At 64.6% G+C, this 18,624-nt stretch carries 15 protein-coding genes and 2 pseudogenes; 2 read left to right on the top strand and 15 right to left on the bottom strand.

Features of this window, described 5'->3' with window-relative positions; translation table 11 throughout:
• Positions 1–24: 24 nt before the first annotated feature.
• The 11 genes and pseudogenes from phoB to ACSKB8_RS12015 form a co-directional block, all read right to left on the bottom strand.
• Positions 25–733 (bottom strand): annotated as a pseudogene (phoB, locus tag ACSKB8_RS12065) (phosphate regulon transcriptional regulator PhoB).
• Between the two features lie 14 nt (positions 734–747).
• Positions 748–1,465: pseudogene (phoU, locus tag ACSKB8_RS12060) on the bottom strand (phosphate signaling complex protein PhoU).
• Between the two features lie 11 nt (positions 1,466–1,476).
• On the bottom strand, positions 1,477–2,295 hold the full coding sequence (gene pstB, locus ACSKB8_RS12055) for a phosphate ABC transporter ATP-binding protein PstB (protein ID WP_091884952.1): 819 nt from the start codon (positions 2,293–2,295) through the stop codon (positions 1,477–1,479).
• Entirely contained in the window at positions 2,292–3,137 is an 846-nt protein-coding gene (gene pstA, locus ACSKB8_RS12050; RefSeq protein ID WP_128955834.1) for a phosphate ABC transporter permease PstA, read from the bottom strand. The genes pstB and pstA overlap by 4 nt, the downstream gene beginning before the upstream one ends.
• 1 nt (position 3,138) lies before the next feature.
• Entirely contained in the window at positions 3,139–4,128 is a 990-nt protein-coding gene (gene pstC / locus ACSKB8_RS12045; RefSeq protein ID WP_164934782.1) for a phosphate ABC transporter permease subunit PstC, read from the bottom strand.
• A 171-nt stretch (positions 4,129–4,299) separates the two neighbouring features.
• A complete protein-coding gene (gene pstS, locus ACSKB8_RS12040) occupies positions 4,300–5,313 on the bottom strand; it encodes a phosphate ABC transporter substrate-binding protein PstS (RefSeq protein ID WP_091885397.1) in 1,014 nt (337 codons plus the stop codon).
• Between the two features lie 144 nt (positions 5,314–5,457).
• Entirely contained in the window at positions 5,458–6,756 is a 1,299-nt protein-coding gene (locus ACSKB8_RS12035) for an ATP-binding protein (RefSeq protein ID WP_438104277.1), read from the bottom strand.
• Positions 6,757–6,789: 33 nt separating this feature from the next.
• A complete protein-coding gene (locus ACSKB8_RS12030; protein WP_091884934.1) occupies positions 6,790–7,845 on the bottom strand; it encodes a lysylphosphatidylglycerol synthase domain-containing protein in 1,056 nt (351 codons plus the stop codon).
• Positions 7,846–8,157, bottom strand: coding sequence for a hypothetical protein (locus tag ACSKB8_RS12025; RefSeq protein WP_128955835.1), 312 nt, complete (start codon positions 8,155–8,157; stop codon positions 7,846–7,848). It abuts the gene before it with no gap.
• A 140-nt stretch (positions 8,158–8,297) separates the two neighbouring features.
• Positions 8,298–8,600 carry a hypothetical protein gene (locus ACSKB8_RS12020; protein ID WP_438104276.1) on the bottom strand — a complete coding sequence of 101 codons (303 nt, stop codon included), beginning with the start codon at positions 8,598–8,600 and terminating at the stop codon, positions 8,298–8,300.
• 2 nt (positions 8,601–8,602) lie between these two features.
• Positions 8,603–9,997: an OmpA family protein gene (locus ACSKB8_RS12015; RefSeq protein WP_438104274.1), complete on the bottom strand. Its 1,395-nt coding sequence runs from the start codon at positions 9,995–9,997 to the stop codon at positions 8,603–8,605.
• Positions 9,998–10,163: 166 nt separating this feature from the next.
• Between ACSKB8_RS12015 and ACSKB8_RS12010 the strand changes: the two genes are divergently transcribed.
• Together ACSKB8_RS12010 and ACSKB8_RS12005 are read left to right on the top strand one after the other, a co-directional pair.
• Complete coding sequence (locus ACSKB8_RS12010) at positions 10,164–11,222, top strand: polysaccharide deacetylase family protein (protein ID WP_091884922.1); 1,059 nt, start codon at positions 10,164–10,166, stop codon at positions 11,220–11,222.
• A gap of 222 nt (positions 11,223–11,444) precedes the next feature.
• Positions 11,445–12,257, top strand: a complete 813-nt coding sequence (locus tag ACSKB8_RS12005; protein ID WP_091884917.1) for an SDR family oxidoreductase — start codon at positions 11,445–11,447, stop codon at positions 12,255–12,257.
• Between the two features lie 213 nt (positions 12,258–12,470).
• On the opposite strand, the gene boxB is transcribed toward ACSKB8_RS12005, so the two are convergent.
• The 4 genes from boxB to ACSKB8_RS11985 form a co-directional block, all read right to left on the bottom strand.
• The gene (boxB, locus tag ACSKB8_RS12000; RefSeq protein ID WP_091884914.1) at positions 12,471–13,922 is read right to left on the bottom strand and encodes a benzoyl-CoA 2,3-epoxidase subunit BoxB; all 1,452 of its coding nucleotides are present in this window, start codon (positions 13,920–13,922) and stop codon (positions 12,471–12,473) included.
• A 152-nt stretch (positions 13,923–14,074) separates the two neighbouring features.
• Positions 14,075–15,763: a 2,3-epoxybenzoyl-CoA dihydrolase gene (gene boxC, locus ACSKB8_RS11995; protein WP_438104273.1), complete on the bottom strand. Its 1,689-nt coding sequence runs from the start codon at positions 15,761–15,763 to the stop codon at positions 14,075–14,077.
• Between the two features lie 194 nt (positions 15,764–15,957).
• Positions 15,958–16,776, bottom strand: coding sequence for an alpha/beta fold hydrolase (locus tag ACSKB8_RS11990; protein ID WP_438104271.1), 819 nt, complete (start codon positions 16,774–16,776; stop codon positions 15,958–15,960).
• Positions 16,777–17,018: 242 nt separating this feature from the next.
• Entirely contained in the window at positions 17,019–18,560 is a 1,542-nt protein-coding gene (locus tag ACSKB8_RS11985) for a benzoate-CoA ligase family protein (RefSeq protein WP_370990951.1), read from the bottom strand.
• Positions 18,561–18,624: the final 64 nt, after the last annotated feature.

The raw sequence follows: 18,624 nt of genomic DNA, 5'->3' as shown, positions 1-18,624 counted from the left end.
GCTAACTCATCCCCACCAAACGCCTTACGTCTGCTCCGCCTTCGCAAACCGATCATCCAGCGCATAGCCGGCGCCGCGGACGGTGCGGATCGGGTCCTGCTCGCGGCCGAGATTGAGCAGCTTGCGCAGGCGGCCGATATGGACGTCGACAGTGCGCTCGTCGATATAGATGTCGCGGCCCCAGACGCTGTCGAGCAGCTGCTCGCGCGAGAACACGCGGCCGGGATGCTCCAGGAAGAACTCCAGCAGGCGATATTCGGTCGGGCCGAGATCGATCGGCCGGCCCGAGCGCGCCACGCGGCGCTTGTCCCGATCGAGCTCGATGTCACCGTAGGCGAGCACGGTGGCGAGCCGCTCCGGACTTGCGCGCCGCAGAAGGCCCTTAACGCGCGCGAGCAGCTCCGGCACCGAGAACGGCTTGACGATGTCAGTCGTCGGCGCCGGTCGCAAGACCCCGCACCCGCTCGCTCTCCTCGCCGCGCGCGGTGAGCATGATGATCGGGAGTTGCTTGGTCTCGGGACGGGTGCGCAGCCGCCGGCACAGCTCGATGCCTGATAGTCCCGGCAGCATCCAGTCGAGCACGATCAGATCCGGGATGTGTTCCTTGAGGCGGGTGTCGGCGTCGTCGCCGCGCATCACCGTCTCCACGTCATAGCCGTCGCCTTCGAGGTTGTAACGGAGAAGCTCGGTGAGAGCTTCCTCGTCCTCAACCACCATAATGCGTGCGCCCATGTTGTCGTCGCTCCCTAGGTATTCGGTACCGTCGTGGCGAAGGTCGTCATGTCGCCCTTCGGCCGCTTGTCGGTGATCGCCTGCCCCTCGATCATGTAGAACACGGTTTCGGCGATGTTGGTGGCGTGGTCGCCGATCCGCTCGATGTTCTTGGCGCAGAACATCAGATGGAATGCAGAACGAGATGTTGCGCGGATCCTCCATCATGTAGGTGAGGAGCTCGCGGAACAGCGAGGTGCAGATGGCGTCGACTTCCTCGTCGCCCTTCCACACCGCCATTGCCGCCGGCAGGTCATGCGCGGCATAGGCGTCCAGTACCGACTTGACCTGCTGCTGCACGAGGTCGGTCATGTGCTCCAGGCCGCGGAACAGTTTTAGCGGATGGAAGTCCGTCTCCAGCGCCGCAACGCGCTTGCCCATGTTCTTGGCGAGGTCGCCGATGCGCTCGAGATCGGTGGCGACGCGCATGGCGCCGACGATCTCGCGCAGATCCACCGCCATCGGCTGGCGGCGGGCGATGGTGAGCACGGCGCGCTCCTCGATGCGCTTCTGCAGCGCATCGAGCTCGGCGTCGGTGGTGACAACGCGCTGACCGAGCGCGACGTCGCGGCGGATCAGCGCGTCGACGGAATCGACGATCATGCGCTCGGCGATGCCGCCCATCTCGGCGACCAGGCGGGTGAGCTCCTGGAGGTCGGTGTCGAAGGCCTTTGCGGTATGTTCAGTACCCATGTCCCGTCTCCTCAGCCGAACCGGCCGGTGATGTAATCCTGCGTACGCCGGTCGCTCGGCGACGTGAAGATCTTGCTGGTGTCGTCGAACTCGATCAGCTCGCCAAGATACATGAAGGCGGTCTTGTCGGAGACGCGCGCCGCCTGCTGCATGTTGTGGGTGACGATCGCGATCGTGTAGTTCTCGGACAGTTCCTGGATCAGCTCCTCGACCTTGGCGGTCGAGATCGGATCGAGCGCCGAGCAGGGCTCGTCGAACAAGATCACTTCAGGCCGCACCGCGACCGTGCGGGCGATGCAGAGGCGCTGCTGCTGGCCGCCGGAGAGCGACAGGCCCGAAGCGTTGAGCTTGTCCTTGACCTCGTTCCACAGCGCGCCGCCGCGCAGCGCCTTCTCGACCCGGTCGTCCATCTCCGACTTCGAGATCTTCTCGTAGAGGCGGATGCCGAAGGCGATGTTCTCGTAGATCGTCATCGGGAACGGCGTCGGCTTCTGGAACACCATGCCGACGCGGGCGCGCAGCAGATTGAGGTCGAGCTTGGGGTCGAGAATGTTGGTCTGGTCCAGCATCAGCTGGCCGGTGACGCGCTGGCCCGGATAGAGGTCGTACATCCGGTTGAAGATGCGCAGCAGGGTCGACTTGCCGCAGCCCGACGGGCCGATGAACGCCGTGACGCGGTTGGTGCCGAGCGTCAGGTTGATGTTCTTCAGCGCGTGATGCTCGCCGTAATAGAAGTTGAGGTTGCGCACCGTCACCTTGGCGGGCGCTTCCGGCAGCGGATGCGAGGCCAGGTGACCGTTGGAACTCACGGATACGGACAGGTCGGTCATTTTGCGGTCCTCTCGGCACCGAGGATGCGGGCGCCAATGTTCAGGGCAAGCACGGTGAGCGTGATCAGCAGCGCGCCGCTCCAGGCGAGTTGCTTCCAATAGGCGTAGGGGCTCTGCACGAAATTGTTGATGGTCACGGGCAGGTTGGCCATCGTCTTGTTCAGGCCGAGGCTGAAGAACTGGTTCGACAGCGCGGTGAACAGTAGCGGCGCGGTCTCGCCGGCGACGCGGGCGGTGGCGAGCAGCACGCCGGTGATGAGGCCGGAGCGCGCGGCGCGGTAGGCGATGCGCTTGATCACCAGCGAGCGCGGCAGGCCGAGCGCGGAGGCCGCCTCGCGCAGCGCGTTCGGCACCAGAAGCAGCATGTCCTCGGTGGTGCGAAGCACCACGGGGATGACGATCACGGCGAGCGCGAGGCTACCCGCGATCGCCGAGAAGCCGCGCATCGGCACCACCACGGCGCCGTAGATGAACAGGCCGATGATGATCGAGGGCGCCGACAACAGGATGTCGTTGATGAAGCGGATCACCGAGGTCAGCTTGTCGTTGCGGCCGTACTCGGCGAGATAGGTGCCGGCGAACAGGCCGAGCGGCGCGCCGATGCCGACACCGAGCACGGTCATGATCAGCGAGCCGACGATGGCGTTGAGCAGGCCGCCTTCGGACGCGCCGGGCGGCGGCGTGTTCTCGGTGAAGACCTGGAGGTTCAGGCCGCTAAGGCCGTTGTAGAGCAGCGTGATCAGGATCAGCGCGAGCCAGGTGACGCCGAAGGCGGCGGCGGCGATGCAGAGCCCGCGGATGACGATGTCGGTGCGGCGACGGCGTGCGTAAATCGGGTTCATGTCACTTCCCCGCCTTCTGTTCCAGACGCAGCAGCATCAGCCGCGCGGCCGCGAGCACGAAGAACGTCAGCACGAACAGGAGCAGACCGAGCAGGATCAGGCCGGACTGGTGCAGGCCGTCGCTCTCGGCAAACTCGGAGGCGATCGCCGCCGAGATCGTGGTGCCCGGTGCAAAGATCGACGAGGAGATGCGGAACGAGTTGCCGATGATGAAAGTCACCGCCATAGTCTCGCCGAGCGCGCGGCCCAGCGCCAGCATGACACCGCCGATGATGCCGACACGGGTGTAGGGGATCACCACGCTGCGGACGACTTCCCAGGTGGTGCAGCCGACGCCGTAGGCGGCCTCTTTCAGCACCGGCGGCACCGTCTTGAACACGTCGACCGAGATCGAGGTGATGAAGGGCAGCACCATGATGGCGAGGATCAGCGCGGCGTTGAACAGACTGAGATAGGACGGGGGACCTGCGAAGATCGCCCCCAGCACGGGAACGCCGTCGAAGACCCTGATCATGAAGGGCTGGAAGGTGTTGGCCAGGAACGGGCCCAGCACGAAGAAGCCCCACATGCCGTAGATGATCGACGGAATGCCGGCGAGCAGCTCGATCGCCATGCCGATCGGGCGGCGCAGCCATTGCGGGCAGAGCTCGGTAAGGAAGATCGCAATGCCGAGACCGACCGGAATGGCGATCAGCATCGCGATGAAGGAGGTGACGAGCGTGCCGTACATCGGCCCGAGCGCGCCGAGCACGGGCGGATCGGCCGAAGGCGCCCAGCGCTGCGTCCACAGGAACGACAGGCCGTATTCCTTGATCGCCGGGAAGGCGCCGACGATCAGCGAAATGATGATACCGCCGAGGATCAGCAGCACCGAGATCGCGGAAAGCCGCGTGATCCAGTAGAAGGTGACGTCGCCGAGCTTGAACGCGCTCAAGGCCTTGGCGCGGTCATACGGTCCGGCGTCGTCGATTACATCGCTCTGAACGGCCATCTCTGCCACGCCGATCCCCTGTACCCGTTCTCTATACGCTTGTTGCCGGAGTTGTGCCCCGGATGCGGCGCGAGCTGCGAAGCGGTGCGACGCTGATCCGGGGCCCGGTTCTTGTGGGTCCCGGGGCTGCGCAGCAGCGTTTCACGCTGCAGCGCGTCCGGGACATTCGCTTCAGCTCTTGATCTCGGCAGCCCAGGTCTTCTCGATCAGCTGGACGACGCTGTCCGGCATCGGGATGTAGTCGAGCTCTTCAGCCGCCTTGCCGCCGTTCTTGAAGGCCCAGCGGAAGAACTTGATGGCTTCCTGGGAGGCAGCCTTGTCCGTCGCAGACTTGTGCATCAGGATGAAGGTCGCCGCCGTGATCGGCCAGGACTTGTCGCCGGGCTGGTCGGTCAGGATGACGTAATAGCCAGGAGCCTTGGCCCAGTCGGCGTTGGAGGCGGCGGCCTGGAAGGCCTCGACGGTCGGTTGCACCGGCTTGCCGGCCTTGTTGACGAGACCGGTGTAGGTCAGCTTGTTCTGCTTGGCATAGGCGTACTCGACATAGCCGATCGAGTTCTTGGTCTGGCTGATGTTGCCCGACACGCCTTCGTTGCCCTTGGCGCCGACGCCGACCGGCCACTCGACCGCGGTGCCCTCACCGACCTTGCTCTTCCAGTCCGCGCTGGCCTTGGAGAGGTAGTTGGTGAAGTTGAAGGTGGTGCCCGAACCGTCCGAACGGCGGACCACGGTGATCGCCTCCGCGGGCAGCTTCACGTTCGGATTGAGCTTCTTGATCGCGGCATCGTCCCACTTGGTGATCTTGCCGAGATAGATGTTGGCCAGCGTCTCGCCGTCGAACACCAGTTCGCCGGGCTTCACGCCCTCGAGGTTGACGACGGGGACGATGGCGCCCATCACCATCGGCCACTGGACGAGGCCGTCCTTCTCGAGCTGCTCGGCCTTGAGCGGCGCGTCGCTGGCGCCGAAGGTCACGGTCTTCGCCTGGATCTGCTTGATGCCGCCGCCCGAGCCGATCGACTGGTAGTTCAGACCGTTGCCGGTCTCCTTCTTGTAGGCATCAGCCCACTTCGAATAGATCGGGAACGGGAATGTCGCACCGGCACCCGTGATGTCGGCTGCAAACGCCGCCGTCGTCGATGCGGCGACCAAGCCGGCAGCGACGATAGTTTTGAGGAAATTCATGCTGGTCTCCATACAGGGGAGCGAAGCGCCATCCGCGCCCGATCGCGCTCCCCGCGCCGCCCCTTTAGGAGCGGTCGGCTGTGCTTTTACGAAGGTTTCGTGACAGCTGGATGACACCTTCAAGCGATTGAAATCGCTTGATTTTCAGGTCGAAGTCGGAGGCCTGGCCTGGGGAAAACAGGCGGTAAAAGTGGCGCCCTGTTTGGGTACGCTTTCGATCAGGAGCCGGCCGCGATGACGGTTAAGAATATGTTTCACCAGCGATAATCCGAGCCCGGTTCCACCCTGCGAGCGGCTGTCGCCGACGTCGACCCGATAGAAGCGCTCGGTCAGCCGGGGCAGGTGCTCCGGCGCGATGCCCGGGCCGAAATCCCGGACCATGGCCCGGATTTCCTGAGATCCATCAGTGGCCGCGCTTGACGTCAGCGACACGATGACGCGTCCGCCCGAGGCGCCGTATTTGAGCGCATTCTCGATCAGGTTCTCGAACAGGCGAAGCAGCTCCTCGCGGTCTCCCGCGATCATCACGGGGGCTTCCGGCAGATCGGTCTCGACATCGACCTGGCGTTCCCGCGCCAGCGGCTCGAGCCCGTCGGCGACCTGGAGGATGATCGGCAAGAGGTCGACCAGCGTGTCGGGGCGGACATGGGCCGACAGCTCGACCCGCGACAGCGACAGCAGATCGTCGATCAGGCGCGCCATACGGGTCGCCTGGTTGTGCATGATGCCGAGGAAGCGCTCGCGCGCCTTGGGATCGTCCTTGGCCTGGCCCTGGAGCGTATCGATGAAGCCCGACAGCGCGGCGAGCGGCGTGCGCAGCTCGTGGCTGGCATTGGCAACGAAGTCGGCCCGCATCTCCTCGACCCGGCGCAGCGGCGTCTGGTCGTGGAAGGTCATCAGCATGCATTTGTCGGCGCCGCCGAAGGTGGTCGGCACCGGCACCGGCGTGATCATGAGCTCCATCCAGCGATCGACCGGAACATGGTCGAGATAGGTCGCGCGCCGCGGCTCGGTGGTCGCGATCGCCTCGCGCAACGCCGTGATGATCTCCGGCGAGCGTAGCGCGAACTGGGCGAGCTCGTTCCTGCGCAGCGCCGGCGCGAGCTGGGCGGCGGCGGCATTGAGATGGATGACGCGGCCGGCGCGGTCGAGCAGTACCGCAGGATCCGGCATGCCGGCGACGACGGCGGCCACCGCCGCGCTCTCGACCGGGTTGATGCGCCTGACATCGTCGCGCGAGGCTGTGGGATCGTGCAGGCGCCAGGGGATCAGCGCCGCGGCTGCGATGCAGAGGAAAACGATCGCGGCATGCAGCGCCGACAATTCGCCGAGCGAGACCACCACCGACAGCGCCAGCGCCGCAGCGATCAGGATGATGGTCGAGTGCCGCAGCCGATCGGACCAGGGCTGGGTGTTGGGAGAAGATGGGGCGTCGATCGCCATCGGGGAGGGCTTCTCCTTAAAGGCTTGCGCCGGTCAGGCGCCGCTGTCGCTGCGCTCTCTCACATAAGCGGCCTCATGCGCCGGGCCGGGATCGAGCTTGAGCGCCGCCTGCTGCAAGCGCTTCGAACGTGCGCCGATGATAACTTCGCGAAACGTCAGCAAGATTACAGATAGAACGAAGGGGGACAAATAATAGAGGACGCGGAACAGGAGCATCCCGCCCAGGAGCTCCTCGCGGTCCATCTGCCAGAGGCCGACCAGCATGGCGGCATCGAACACGCCAAGACCTCCGGGCGAATGGCTGGCAAAGCCGAGCAGTGTCGCCGAGACGAAGATCACCGCGACCACGACGAAGCCGAGGTTGGGCTCGTCCGGGACCAGCACGTACATCGCGAGCGCGCAGAAACCGAGATCGACGATGCCGATCGCGATCTGGAGCAGCGTCAGCGGGCCGCCCGGCAGCACCACGGTCCAGGGCCCGCGTCCGACCACGCGCGGCTGGGTCCAGACCCACACCACATAGGCGACCAGCCCCACGATGATCATCATCGCCAGCGCCCGGTTCAGCCAGGGCGGCAGCTGGTCGATCGCGGCGGCGGCCTCCGGATGGTAGGAGATGCCGAGGCCGAGCACGGCGGCATTGCCGAGCCAGAAGGTCAGGCCGGCGAGAAAGCAGATTTTTGCGACGTCGATCGCATTCAGCCCATAGGCCGAATAGATGCGGTAGCGCACCGCGCCGCCGGTGAAGACGCTGGCGCCGACATTGTGGCCGATCGAATAGCTGGTGAAGGCGGCGAGCGCGTTGATCCGGTAGGGCACGTGGGAATGCCCGATCGCGCGCGTGGCGAACAGGTCGTAGAAGGTCAGGGTGAAATAGCCCGCAGCCACGAACAGCGCCGCCATCGCAATCTGGCTCGGCTCGGTGCTCTTGATCGCCTCCAGAACCTCGTTGCGATCGATGCCGCGGAGCATGTGGTAGAGCACATAGCAAGCGATGCCGATGACCGCGACGCTGATCACAACTCCCAGCTTATGCAGGATTTGCTTCTGGCGCAGAAACGTCGTCGCCCTGCGTATGGCTTCCAGCATCTAGACCTCGAACAACGCTTCAGCGGCCAGGTTGGCCGGCAGACAGGCGGACGACGCACCGGCACTCAACGACCCCTCGCCGCCGGCTTCGGCATCGCGCATGCCCCCTGCCCTTCCACTAGCGCGTTTTCGGGCGAAGTGGAATTCGCCAATTCGAACAAAAACACGTGCCTTCAATATTTTAGGCAGGGTTGCGGGCTCCTGATGCACGGTTTGGCGCTTTCGGCGGCAAGGCTTGACGCGAATCTCCTTGGCAATCCTGCGCAGACGCCATGAAGTTTTGATGATTTCAACCGCACAATGTTCCGTCACGGCTTTAAGCCGACGTCAATCTATGGGGCGCGCCGGCCTGTTGAAAGGGGGGCATCGAAGCGGCCGGTCACGGATTTCTGATGCGCCGAAAGGCCGCGGCGGACGCGCACCCATCCCTGGGAGTGGGGTGCACGGCAACATCACGGGGCAACCGGCGGTGTGCTCCGCGAGACCACCCGGTCGCGTAGCCATGCACCGATGGCGCAACCCACGAGATAGCACGCGAACATGATCAGGCCGAGGTCGAGCCAGTAGCCGAAACGACCGGGGACCACGTGTGACAACGAAGCTGCGACCAGACCCGCGGCAAGGGCGGCAAGCCACCGCGCAGTCACCTTCGAGGTGCCGTTGCCGCGCTGGACCACCGAGATCCAGCCCATGCAAAAGCCCAGCAGCAGCGAGCCGATCAGCCAACCCATATGGAACGAGACGAGGTAGGGCATCGTCACCTCACCAGAAATTCGATGCGGCGGTTCTGCGCCTTGCCCTCATCGGTGTCGTTGCCGGCGAGGGGCTGCGTGCTGCCGTGGCCAACCGCAGTGAAGCGGCTGGCGGGCAGGCCGGCCTTGACCAGATAATCGATCACCGCCTGCGCGCGCTTCTCCGAGAGAGCCTGATTGAAGGAGTCCTCACCGTCGGCATCGGTATGCCCGACGACCTCGATATTGGTGGTGGGGCAGCGCAACGCCGTCTCGATCAGATGGTCGAGAATGCCGGCGGAGTCCGGATCGATGTCGGCGCGCTTCGCCGCGAAGCGGATCTTGCCCTTGGCCAGGAGGTCCGAGAACAATTGCTGGCACACCGTGCCGTCGACGGGGCCTGCCGCAGGCTTCACCGTGATCTCCGGCTTGTATTGCCAGTTCTTCGGAAAGTCCTTGCCGAGCCCTGCGCGGATGTCATTGGCGGCGCCCTCGTAGAGCGCATCGCCCGACAGCTTCACCTCGCGATCCGAAACCACGAGTGTGCCGGTGGACAGCCGCGACAGCGCGCCGAGCGCTGCGACCACGGCGGTGTTGAAGGCGCCTGGCGCGCCGATGCTGGCCTTGAGATTGTCGACGACCTTCTCGTTGAAGAACTTTCGCGAGGCGCTGGTCGCGATCGCGGCGTGGATGGTGTTGTCGGGGACGTAGCCGGTCAGCGTCACCGTCGCGGCCACCGGATCCTTGTAGGCCTGGAAGATGTAGGGCGGTGCCTTGACGTCGTTGGCGGCGATCGAAAAACCCTCCGGCAGGTTCTTCAGCGCGGCCGCAATCGCCTCGCGACCGCCGAGCTCGCGCGCCATGCCCGACAGATTGACCTTGGTATCTGTGATCGTGATCTTGCCGTCCTTGAGCTTGCCGATCTGGTCGAGCAGCAACGTCGCGGCGGCCTCGAATCGTGGCGGCGCACCGCGCGCCAGCCCCATCTGATCGGTCACCTCGACGCCGGCGACTTCCTTACGCGCCGCCTCGGTCAGCCGCGCCCGCATCGAGGGCAGCGGCGCGGAGCCCGACAGGGTCACCCGCACCACGTCACGTTCCGCATTCCAGACGAAGGGTTTGGCCTCGGGAACAAGGCGGGTCCGGTCGTCGACCAGCCGCACACCGGGGACGGTTTCGACCGCCATCACGGCGTCGCGGCGCCCCTCCTCGGAGAAGGCGTCCGCGGCCAGGCTGACGTCGCGGCCGTCGACCGCGATCCGGGTCTTGTCCAGAACGGTATCCTTCAGCGCCGCCGAGCTGCGGGCCGCCAGGTCCGCCTCGACCGGCAAAGTGTTATTCCAGGCCGCAAATCCCCACATGACGGCCAGGGGAATCAGCCCCGGCCACCATTTGCTGGCCCACCTGAAAAGCTTCTGCATTCGACGACCCGAACTCTGGAACCGGAGACAAAACAAACCCTTGGCGGGCTGTCAAACCGGAAATGGTGCCCTTGTGGAGGCCCTGCGTGGACAACCGGAATAACTTTTTCTTCAAGGGTCCTTCCGTAAGTTGTGGGCGGAATGCCCGGGGGTCCGCCAGCCTGCAATGAAACAACTCCGCAACAACGTCATCCGCGCCGGGCTGGAAGCGCTCTATTTCAGCGGGGCGCACCATCTGTTGCGCCCGTTGCTGTCGGGCGTCGGTGCCATTTTCATGCTGCACCACGTGCGGCCGGCCCGTAAGGCTGCGTTCCAGCCGAACCGGCATCTCGAAGTCACCCCCGATTTCCTTCGCGCCACGCTGTGCCATTTGCGCTCACGCGACATCGACATCGTCGGCATGGACGAGCTGCATGAGCGGCTGGCGCAGGGCCGGTTCGCCCGCCGGTTCGCGGCCTTCACGCTCGACGACGGCTATCGCGACAACCTGGACTATGCGCTGCCGGTGCTGCGCGAATTTGACGCGCCTTTGGCGGTCTATGTCGCAAGCGATTTTGCCGAGGGCAACGGACGTCTGTGGTGGATTGCACTGGAGGCGGTGATCGCCAAAGCCGAGCACATTGACGTCAGAATCGGCCATTCCAAGCTGCGGCTCGATGCGACGACGCCCGCTGCCAAGCAGGCGGCGTTCGACCGCTTGCACGACTGGCTGCGCGCGCTACCGGGCGAGCACGACCTCAAGCGCGAGATCGAAGCGCTGTGCACGAATTATGGCGTCGACATGGAAGCGCTGTGCCGCAGCCTCTGCCTGTCATGGGACGAGGTGAAGAGGTTGGCCGCCGATCCCCTGGTCACGATCGGCGCGCACAGCATCAGCCATAGCAATCTCGCCAAACAGGCGGCGGAGATCGCCACGCAGGAAATGGCGATGAGCCGCGCGCGGATCGAGCAGGCGCTGGAGCGCCCCGTGCTGCATTTCGCCTATCCCTATGGCGACCGCGAAGCGGCGGGCGAGCGCGAATTCGCGCTCGCTGCGGCAGCCGGGTTCAAGACCGCAGTGACGACGCGGCCCGGCATGCTGTTCGCCGACAACGCCGGCCACATGACCGCGCTGCCGCGCGTCTCGCTCAACGGCAACTACCAGGCCACGCGAATCTTGCCCGTGCTGACCTCGGGCGCCGCGACCGCGATGTGGAACGGTTTTCGCAGGATTGCGGCGGCGTAGCCGTCAAACTCCGCCGTCGTCGCAAACCTCAGGCGTCGTCCTGGCGAAAGCCAGGACCCATTGCCACCGCCATTCATTTTGCGACGCGCTCGGGCCAAAGCTCGATCCAGCCACTGTCCCCTGGGGTAATGGGTCCTGGCTTTCGCCAGGACGACGATGAGGCGCGTTCCTTGACTCTCAATTGGCACCGGCTCACACAGCCTCCAACCCAAGGGAGGCACCATGTTCAACGATCTGTTCTCGCTCAAAGGCCGCGTTGCGCTCGTGACCGGCGGCTCGCGTGGCATCGGCAAGATGATCGCGGCGGGATTTCTCAGCGCCGGCGCGGCAAAGGTCTACATCACCGCGCGCAAGGCGGGGCCGTGCGAGGAGACCGCCAAGGAGCTCACCGCGCGATATGACGGCGAATGCATCGCACTGCCGATCGACATCTCGACGGTTGCCGGCGCCGAGCTGCTGGCCAGCGAATTTGGGAAGCGCGAGCCGAAGCTCGACATCCTCGTCAACAATGCCGGCGCGGCCTGGGGCGCGGCGTTCGACGAATTCCCCGAAAGCGGCTGGGACAAGGTGATGAATCTGAATGTGAAGGCGCCGTTCTTCCTGACCAAGGCACTGGCCGGCCCCTTGCGCGCGGCAGCCTCCGCCGAGCGACCGGCGAAGGTGATCAACATCGCCTCGATCGACGGCATCTTCGTCAATCCGATGGAGACCTATTCCTATGCCGCGAGCAAGGCCGGGCTGATCCACCTGACCCGGCGCATGGCGGTGAAGTTGATCTCCGACCATGTCGTGGTCACCGCGATCGCGCCGGGCCCGTTCCAGTCCGACATGAACCGCGCCGCGCGCGATCATGGCGACGAGGTCGCAACGCGCGTGCCCGCGGGGCGCATCGGCACCGACGAGGACATGGCGGGCGCCGCGATCTATCTCGCCTCGCGCGCGGGGGATTACGTGGTGGGCGCGACCATCGCGGTCGATGGCGGCATCGTCTATGCGAATCCGGGGATCAAGGGGAGCGGATGGGATAGCGAGTAGGATTGATTGGTACTCCGCTCTCACCCCATACTCAGTGTCATGCCCCGCCACCGGGGCTCGCCTCTGGCGAGCCCGATGACAGGCTCCGGCGGGGCATCCAGTACGCCGCGGCGGATCGGCTCAATCACTGTTGCCTCGGAGTACTGGATCACCCGCTTTCGCGGGTGATGACAGCATTCGTGTGGCGCAGTCGTCGCGCCTCGCGAGCAGCCCCTACGACTCGATCTTCACATACTCGAAATCGCCGGGCTTGTTGTCGATGCCGACTTTCGGCGGCGAGATCCAGGAGGCGAACTTGCCGGTTTCGGTGACGGGCTGCATCAGGGAGGTGATGAAGTCGCCGTCGCTCGTCGACGGCAGCCACTCGTCCTTGCGCTTCGCCCAGGTGGCCTCGTCGATCAAAATGCCGTCGGGCGTGGCGTGGATATCCTTGAACTCGCCGATGTGGCGGTGGAAGGCGACGTTGGGCAGGGTCAGCTTGTAGTCGTAGCCCGCGGTCGAAATCACCTTGTTCCAGCGCAGCATGCCCTTGACACAGTCCTGGCTGTAATCGTCGCGCAGGCGCATGTTGAGCGCGGTCAGCGCCGGCTCGTCGACCAGCTTGATCTCGCCGTTGATGAACTTCAGCACCGGATAGGTGGCGTTCTTGAGCTGGTGATCGTCCTCGATCTGGGTCTCGTGATAGCGGCCCTTGATGCCGGCATTGAAGGCATTGGCCGCGTTGGTCGAGACCTCAGAGCCGAACAGGTCGAGCGACAGCGTGTAGTGCAGGTTCAGCTTCTTCTGGATGGTCGGCAGGTCGATCACCCCGAGCGCGCGGACTTTTGCGATGTCGGTGGGGTCGGTGATGCCGGCTTCGCGCATCGCATCGCAAGTGCGCTGCACGACGCGGGTGATGCCCGTCTCGCCGACGAACATGTGGTGCGCCTCTTCCGTCAGCATGAAGCGGCAGGTGCGCGACAGCGGATCGAAGCCGGACTGCGCGAGTGAGTGCAGCTGCATCTTGCCGTCGCGGTCGGTGAAATAGGTGAACATGAAGAAGGACAGCCAGTCCGGCGTCGCCTCGTTGAAGGCGCCCAGCATGCGCGGCGCGTCTGCATCGCCGGAGCGGCGGCGCAAGAGATCATCGGCTTCCTCGCGGCCGTCGCGACCAAAGTACTTCTGAAGCAGATAGACCATCGCCCAGAGGTGACGGCCTTCCTCGACATTGACCTGGAACAGATTGCGCATGTCGTAGAGCGAGGGCGCGGTCTTGCCGAGATGGCGCTGCTGCTCGACCGAGGCGGGCTCGGTGTCACCCTGGATCACGATGAGGCGGCGCAGCATGGCGCGGTGCTCGCCCGGGACTTCCTGCCAGGCCGGCTCACCATAATGCTCGCCGAAAGGAACGACGCGATTTTCTTCCTGAGGAGCAAGGAGGATGCCCCAACGATATTCGGGCATGCGGACATAGTCGAACTTGGCCCAGCCGCGCGGATCGACGGAGTAGGCGGTGCGCAAGTACACCAGCGATTCCTGGAAGCCCTCCGGCCCCATGTCGCTCCACCAGTCCATGTAGCCGGGGTGCCAGCCTTCCAGCGCCTTGAGCACCTGGCGGTCTTCGGCGAGATTCACATTGTTCGGAATCTTGGTCGAGTAGTCGACGTTCATGATGTTCATGTTCATGGCCGTGCTCCTTGCGATTTCGTTCCGTCATGCCCGGCCTTTGTGCCGGGCATCCACGTTCTTGCTTCCTTGAGCCAGGGACGTGGATGGCCGGGACATTTGTGCGAAGACGCGCTTCGCGCTTTTGCCCGGCCATGACGCAGTGAATGTCGTTACACCCGCGTCATATCGAATTTCGGCTTCTGACCGCTGCCGTAACGGCGCAGTGCGCCTTCCTCGCCGACCGCGTTCGGGCGCTGGAAGATCCAGTTCTGCCAGGCCGTCAGGCGCGCGAAGATCTTCGATTCCATCGTCTCGGGGCCGACGAAGCGCAGGCTCGCTTCCATGCCGGTGAGGCTGTCGGGCGAGAAGCTGGCGCGCTCCTCCAGGAAGACGCGGACTTCATCATCCCAGTCGATGTCGTCGAGCGCGAAGGTGACGAGGCCGAGCTCTTCCGCCTGCTCGGCGTCGAGCGCGGTGCCGAGCGTCGCCTCGGCACGCTCCACATCGGACGGATCGGCCTGGAAGCGCGATTGAAGCCGCGTCAGGCCGTGGCTCATCGGATACGGGCCGAAATTCATCGCGGAGAGCTCGATCGACGGCGGCGGGCGGTTGTCGCCCTGGCGTGTGCCGATCAGCATGTAGGAGCGGTCGGCGGCGAACACGAGCTCGGCGAGCGTGCCGGCAAAACAGGAGCCGGGCTCGACCAGCGTCACCAGCGTGCGCGAGGTGACGTCGATGCGCTTGAGCACTCGCTTCCAGTAGTGCCTGGTTTCGTTGACCAGCCAGTGCGCCTTGTTGGCTTCGAGGAAGGCGTCGCTGGCAAGCACGTGGGCGCGGTCGCCATGGCTCTTGAATACCAGCATGGCAATCTCGAGCTCGTTGATGCGCAAGTGCAGAATGGCGTCGTCGAGCTCGCGCGCGAGCTGAAGCGGCCAGAACGAAGCTCCTTGCGCCATCATGCCGTCGATGTCGGCCGGCGGCGCCGCTTCCGGCGCCTTGATCGAGATGGTGGCGATGCGCGCTGTGCGATCGATATCGACCGTGACGAAGCCGTAGCGGATGCTGGTCTCGTCGATCAGGCGCTTGAGCGGCGTCAGCGCGATGCCCTTGCCGCTGCCCTTGCGCTTCGAGGCGGCCGCGAATTCCTTGGCGCGCTCGGCGATCTTGGCCTCCAGCTTCGAGTTCGGCGCGATCTCGTCGACGAGGCGCCATTGCACGGCGCGCTTGCCCTTCACGCCCTCCTCGATGGTGCAGAAGAAATCGGCATGGTCGCGGCGCACTTTTCGCTTGTCGACGACGCGGGTCAGCCCGCCGGTGCCGGGCAGCACCGCGAGCAGCGGCACTTCGGGCAGGGCTACGGCGGACGAGCCGTCATCGGCGAGGATGATGTGATCGGTCGCAAGCGCGAGCTCATAGCCGCCGCCGGCCGCCGAGCCGTTCACCACGGTGATGAAGCGCTGGCCGGAATTCTCCGAGGAGTCTTCCATGCCGTTGCGGGTCTCGTTGGTGAACTTGCAGAAATTGACCTTGTGGGCGTGGGTGGAGCCGGCGAGCATGCGGATGTTGGCGCCGGCGCAGAACACGCGGTTCTTGGCCGAGCGCATCACGACGACCTTCACCTCAGGATGCTCGAAGCGCAGCCGCTGGAGCGCATCCGCGAGCTCGATGTCGACACCGAGATCGTAGGAATTGAGCTTGAGCAGATAGCCCTCGAACAGGCCGCCATTCTCGTCGACGTCCATGGTCAGCGTCGCGACGTCGCCATCGACCGCGAGCTTCCAATGCCGGTAGCGGGACGGATCAGTCTGGAAATCGATGAATGTCGCGCCGCCTGCGAGGCGCCGATCTTCCCCGGCCATGGGTCACACCCCTGAGCTTGATTATGCATTTTCGCCGTAGCGTTAGATGCACAATAGTGCATCTTTTTGGATGCGTCTAGCCCCTAACGGCCATCACATGCACTTTGTTTCATGCGGCCATCCAAGACCGCGGCTGATGTTGCGGGCCCGCTCCGGGCTGGGCGGGTCTTGGACGTGTCACGCCGCTGCCGCCATCATGCGGCGCGTCCTTGCAGTCCCTGATCGTCGCGCAGGGCCGCTGTCGCAAATTGCCCAATCGCCTCAAGCGTCGCCGCCGGCGCCTCACGATGCGGGGAATGGCCCGCGCCTGGAATGATTTTCAGATCGACCGGGCAGTAGCACTCCTGCTGCGCAATCTCGACCTGACGCAGGGTGCCATATTGGTCGTCCATGCCCTGCAGGACCATGACGGGAACGCGGATGTAGGCGAGAAATTCCGAGATGTCCCAGTCGCGGAATTTCGGATCGAGCCAGGCGCCGTTCCAGCCGTAGAAGGCATTGTCGACATCCTGATGCCAGCGCGCGAGCTTTGCCTTGAGGTCCGTGGACTCGTAGGCGGTCTTGATCGCAGAGATCGATTTCACCGAGATGTCCTCGACGATGAAATGCGGCGCGATCAGCACGAGACCGCTAAGCCGATGATCCTGATGCGCGCCGGCATAGATCGTCGCGATCGAGGCGCCGTCGGAATGGCCGAGCAGGAGGCCGCGCTTGAAGGAGATCGCGTCGAGCAGCTTCGGCAGCACGTCCAGCGCCTCGCGCTGCATGTAATCGAGCGGTCGCGGCAGCGTCACCTTGCTCGACTGGCCGTAGCCTGCGCGCGAATAGACGAAGATGCCAGCGCCTGTGGCTTGCTGAAGCTTGTCCGGGAAGTCGCCCCACTGCCCGACCGAGCCGAGACCTTCATGCAGCATGACGATGGTGGGCGCGTCTGCAGCTTGCGGCGCGAGCCATTTGTATTCGAGGCGGGTGTCGCCGATGCTGAGGATGCCGGTGGAGGTGAGGTTGATCATTGTCGAATTCCCATTCCTAGCCACTGCCGAGATGCCCACCCTCCCCTGGAGGGGGAGGGTCGATTCACAGCGAGCGTAGCGAGATGTGAAGCGGGGTGGGGTGACAGTCTGTCAACGGATGCGGTGCCCGCGTGGAGAGATCACCCCACCCGCTTCGCATTGCGCTTTGCTCCATGCGAAGCGACCCTCCCCCTCCAGGGGAGGGTAAGGCGCGGCGAGTGCGGTGCGCTCAGCACCCAGCATCAATGCGCCCCTTCCCGCAGCTTGAACCGCTGGATCTTCCCGGTCGCCGTCTTCGGCAGCGAGTCCACCACATCGATCCAGCGCGGATATTTCCACGGGCCGATCTTCTGCTTGACGTGCTCCTTCAGCATCTCCTGAAGATCGTTCGTCGTTGCGCCGGGGCGCAGCACGACAAAGGCCTTCGGCTTCAGCAGGCCTTCGGGATCGGCTTCCGGCACGACGGCGGCTTCCAGCACGGCGGGATGCGTGATCAACGCGCTCTCGACCTCGAAGGGCGAGACCCAGATGCCGGAGACCTTGAACATGTCGTCGGCGCGGCCACAGAAGGTGTAGCGGCCTTCGGCATCCCTGACATATTTGTCGCCGGTCCGCGTCCACGGTCCCTCGAAGGTGCGACGGCTCTTGTGGCGCTGATTCCAATAGCCCTCGCCGGCGGAGGGTGCATCGACCAGGAGTTCACCGACCTCGCCATCAGCCACATCCTGGCCGGCCTCGTTGACGAGCCGCACCGCATAGCCGGGCACCGGCTTGCCCGAGGAGCCATACTTGATGTCGCCGGGCGCATTCGACAGGAAGATGTGGAGCAGCTCCGTCGAGCCGACACCGTCGAGAATGTCGACACCGAAGCGTGCCTTCCAGCTGTTGCCGACGGACTCCGGCAGCGCCTCGCCGGCCGAGGTGCAGATGCGCAGCGCCTTGCCGCCGCGCTCATTCTTCATGGTCTCGTCGTTGAGCATGGCCGCGAACAATGTCGGCACGCCGTAGAAGATCGAGGGGTTGTAACGGTTCATCAGGTCGAACATGCGCGCCGGTGTCGGCCGCTCGCTGTTCAGGATCACCGTGGCGCCGACCGACATCGGGAAGGTCAGCGCATTGCCGAGGCCATAGGCGAAGAACAGCTTTGCGGCGGACAGGCAGACGTCGTTCTCGCGGATGCCGAGCACCTGTTTTGCGTAGGTGTCCGCGGTCGCCTGCAAGTTCGAATGCAGATGGCGCACGCCCTTGGGCATGCCGGTCGAGCCCGAGGAATAGAGCCAGAACGCCGGCTCGTCGGGATGCGTCGCGGCGGTGGTGAACTGATCGCTCTCGCCGGCGATCTCCTCGGCGAGCTGCTTGTGGCCATTCTGCTTGACGCCGGAGACCACGACATGCTCGAGATCGGGCATGCGGCCGACGACGTCCTTGATGACGGGATAGAGCGCCTCGGACACGAACAACACGCGCGCGCGGCAGTCGGCGAGGATGTAGGCGTATTGGTCCGCGGTCAGCAGCGTGTTAAGCGGCACCGGCACGATGCCGGCGCGGATCGCGCCGAGGAATACGATCGGGAAATCGACCGTATCAAGCATGATCATCGCCACGCGCTCCTCGCGGCGAACGCCGAGCCGGCGCAGCATGTTGGCGGCACGGCGGCTCTCACGCTGAAGCTCGCCATAGGTGAGCCGCGAGACGGTATCGTCGAAGACGAGCTTGTTGCCCCTGCCCTCCTCGACGTTACGGTCGAGCAGCCAGGTCACCGCGTTGTAGGATCCCTCGCTCACGGACGCCTCCCCGAATTTAGAATTATAATTCATAGAAAGACACCACAGCGGCTTGCTGTCAATG

Source organism: Bradyrhizobium sp. BR 1432, from assembly GCF_051547705.1.
In the GTDB taxonomy this organism is placed as follows: Bacteria; Pseudomonadota; Alphaproteobacteria; order Rhizobiales; family Xanthobacteraceae; genus Bradyrhizobium; species Bradyrhizobium zhanjiangense.
The sequence above is the reverse complement of the archived record's forward strand: the minus strand, read 5'-3'. Positions and strand labels throughout refer to the sequence as shown.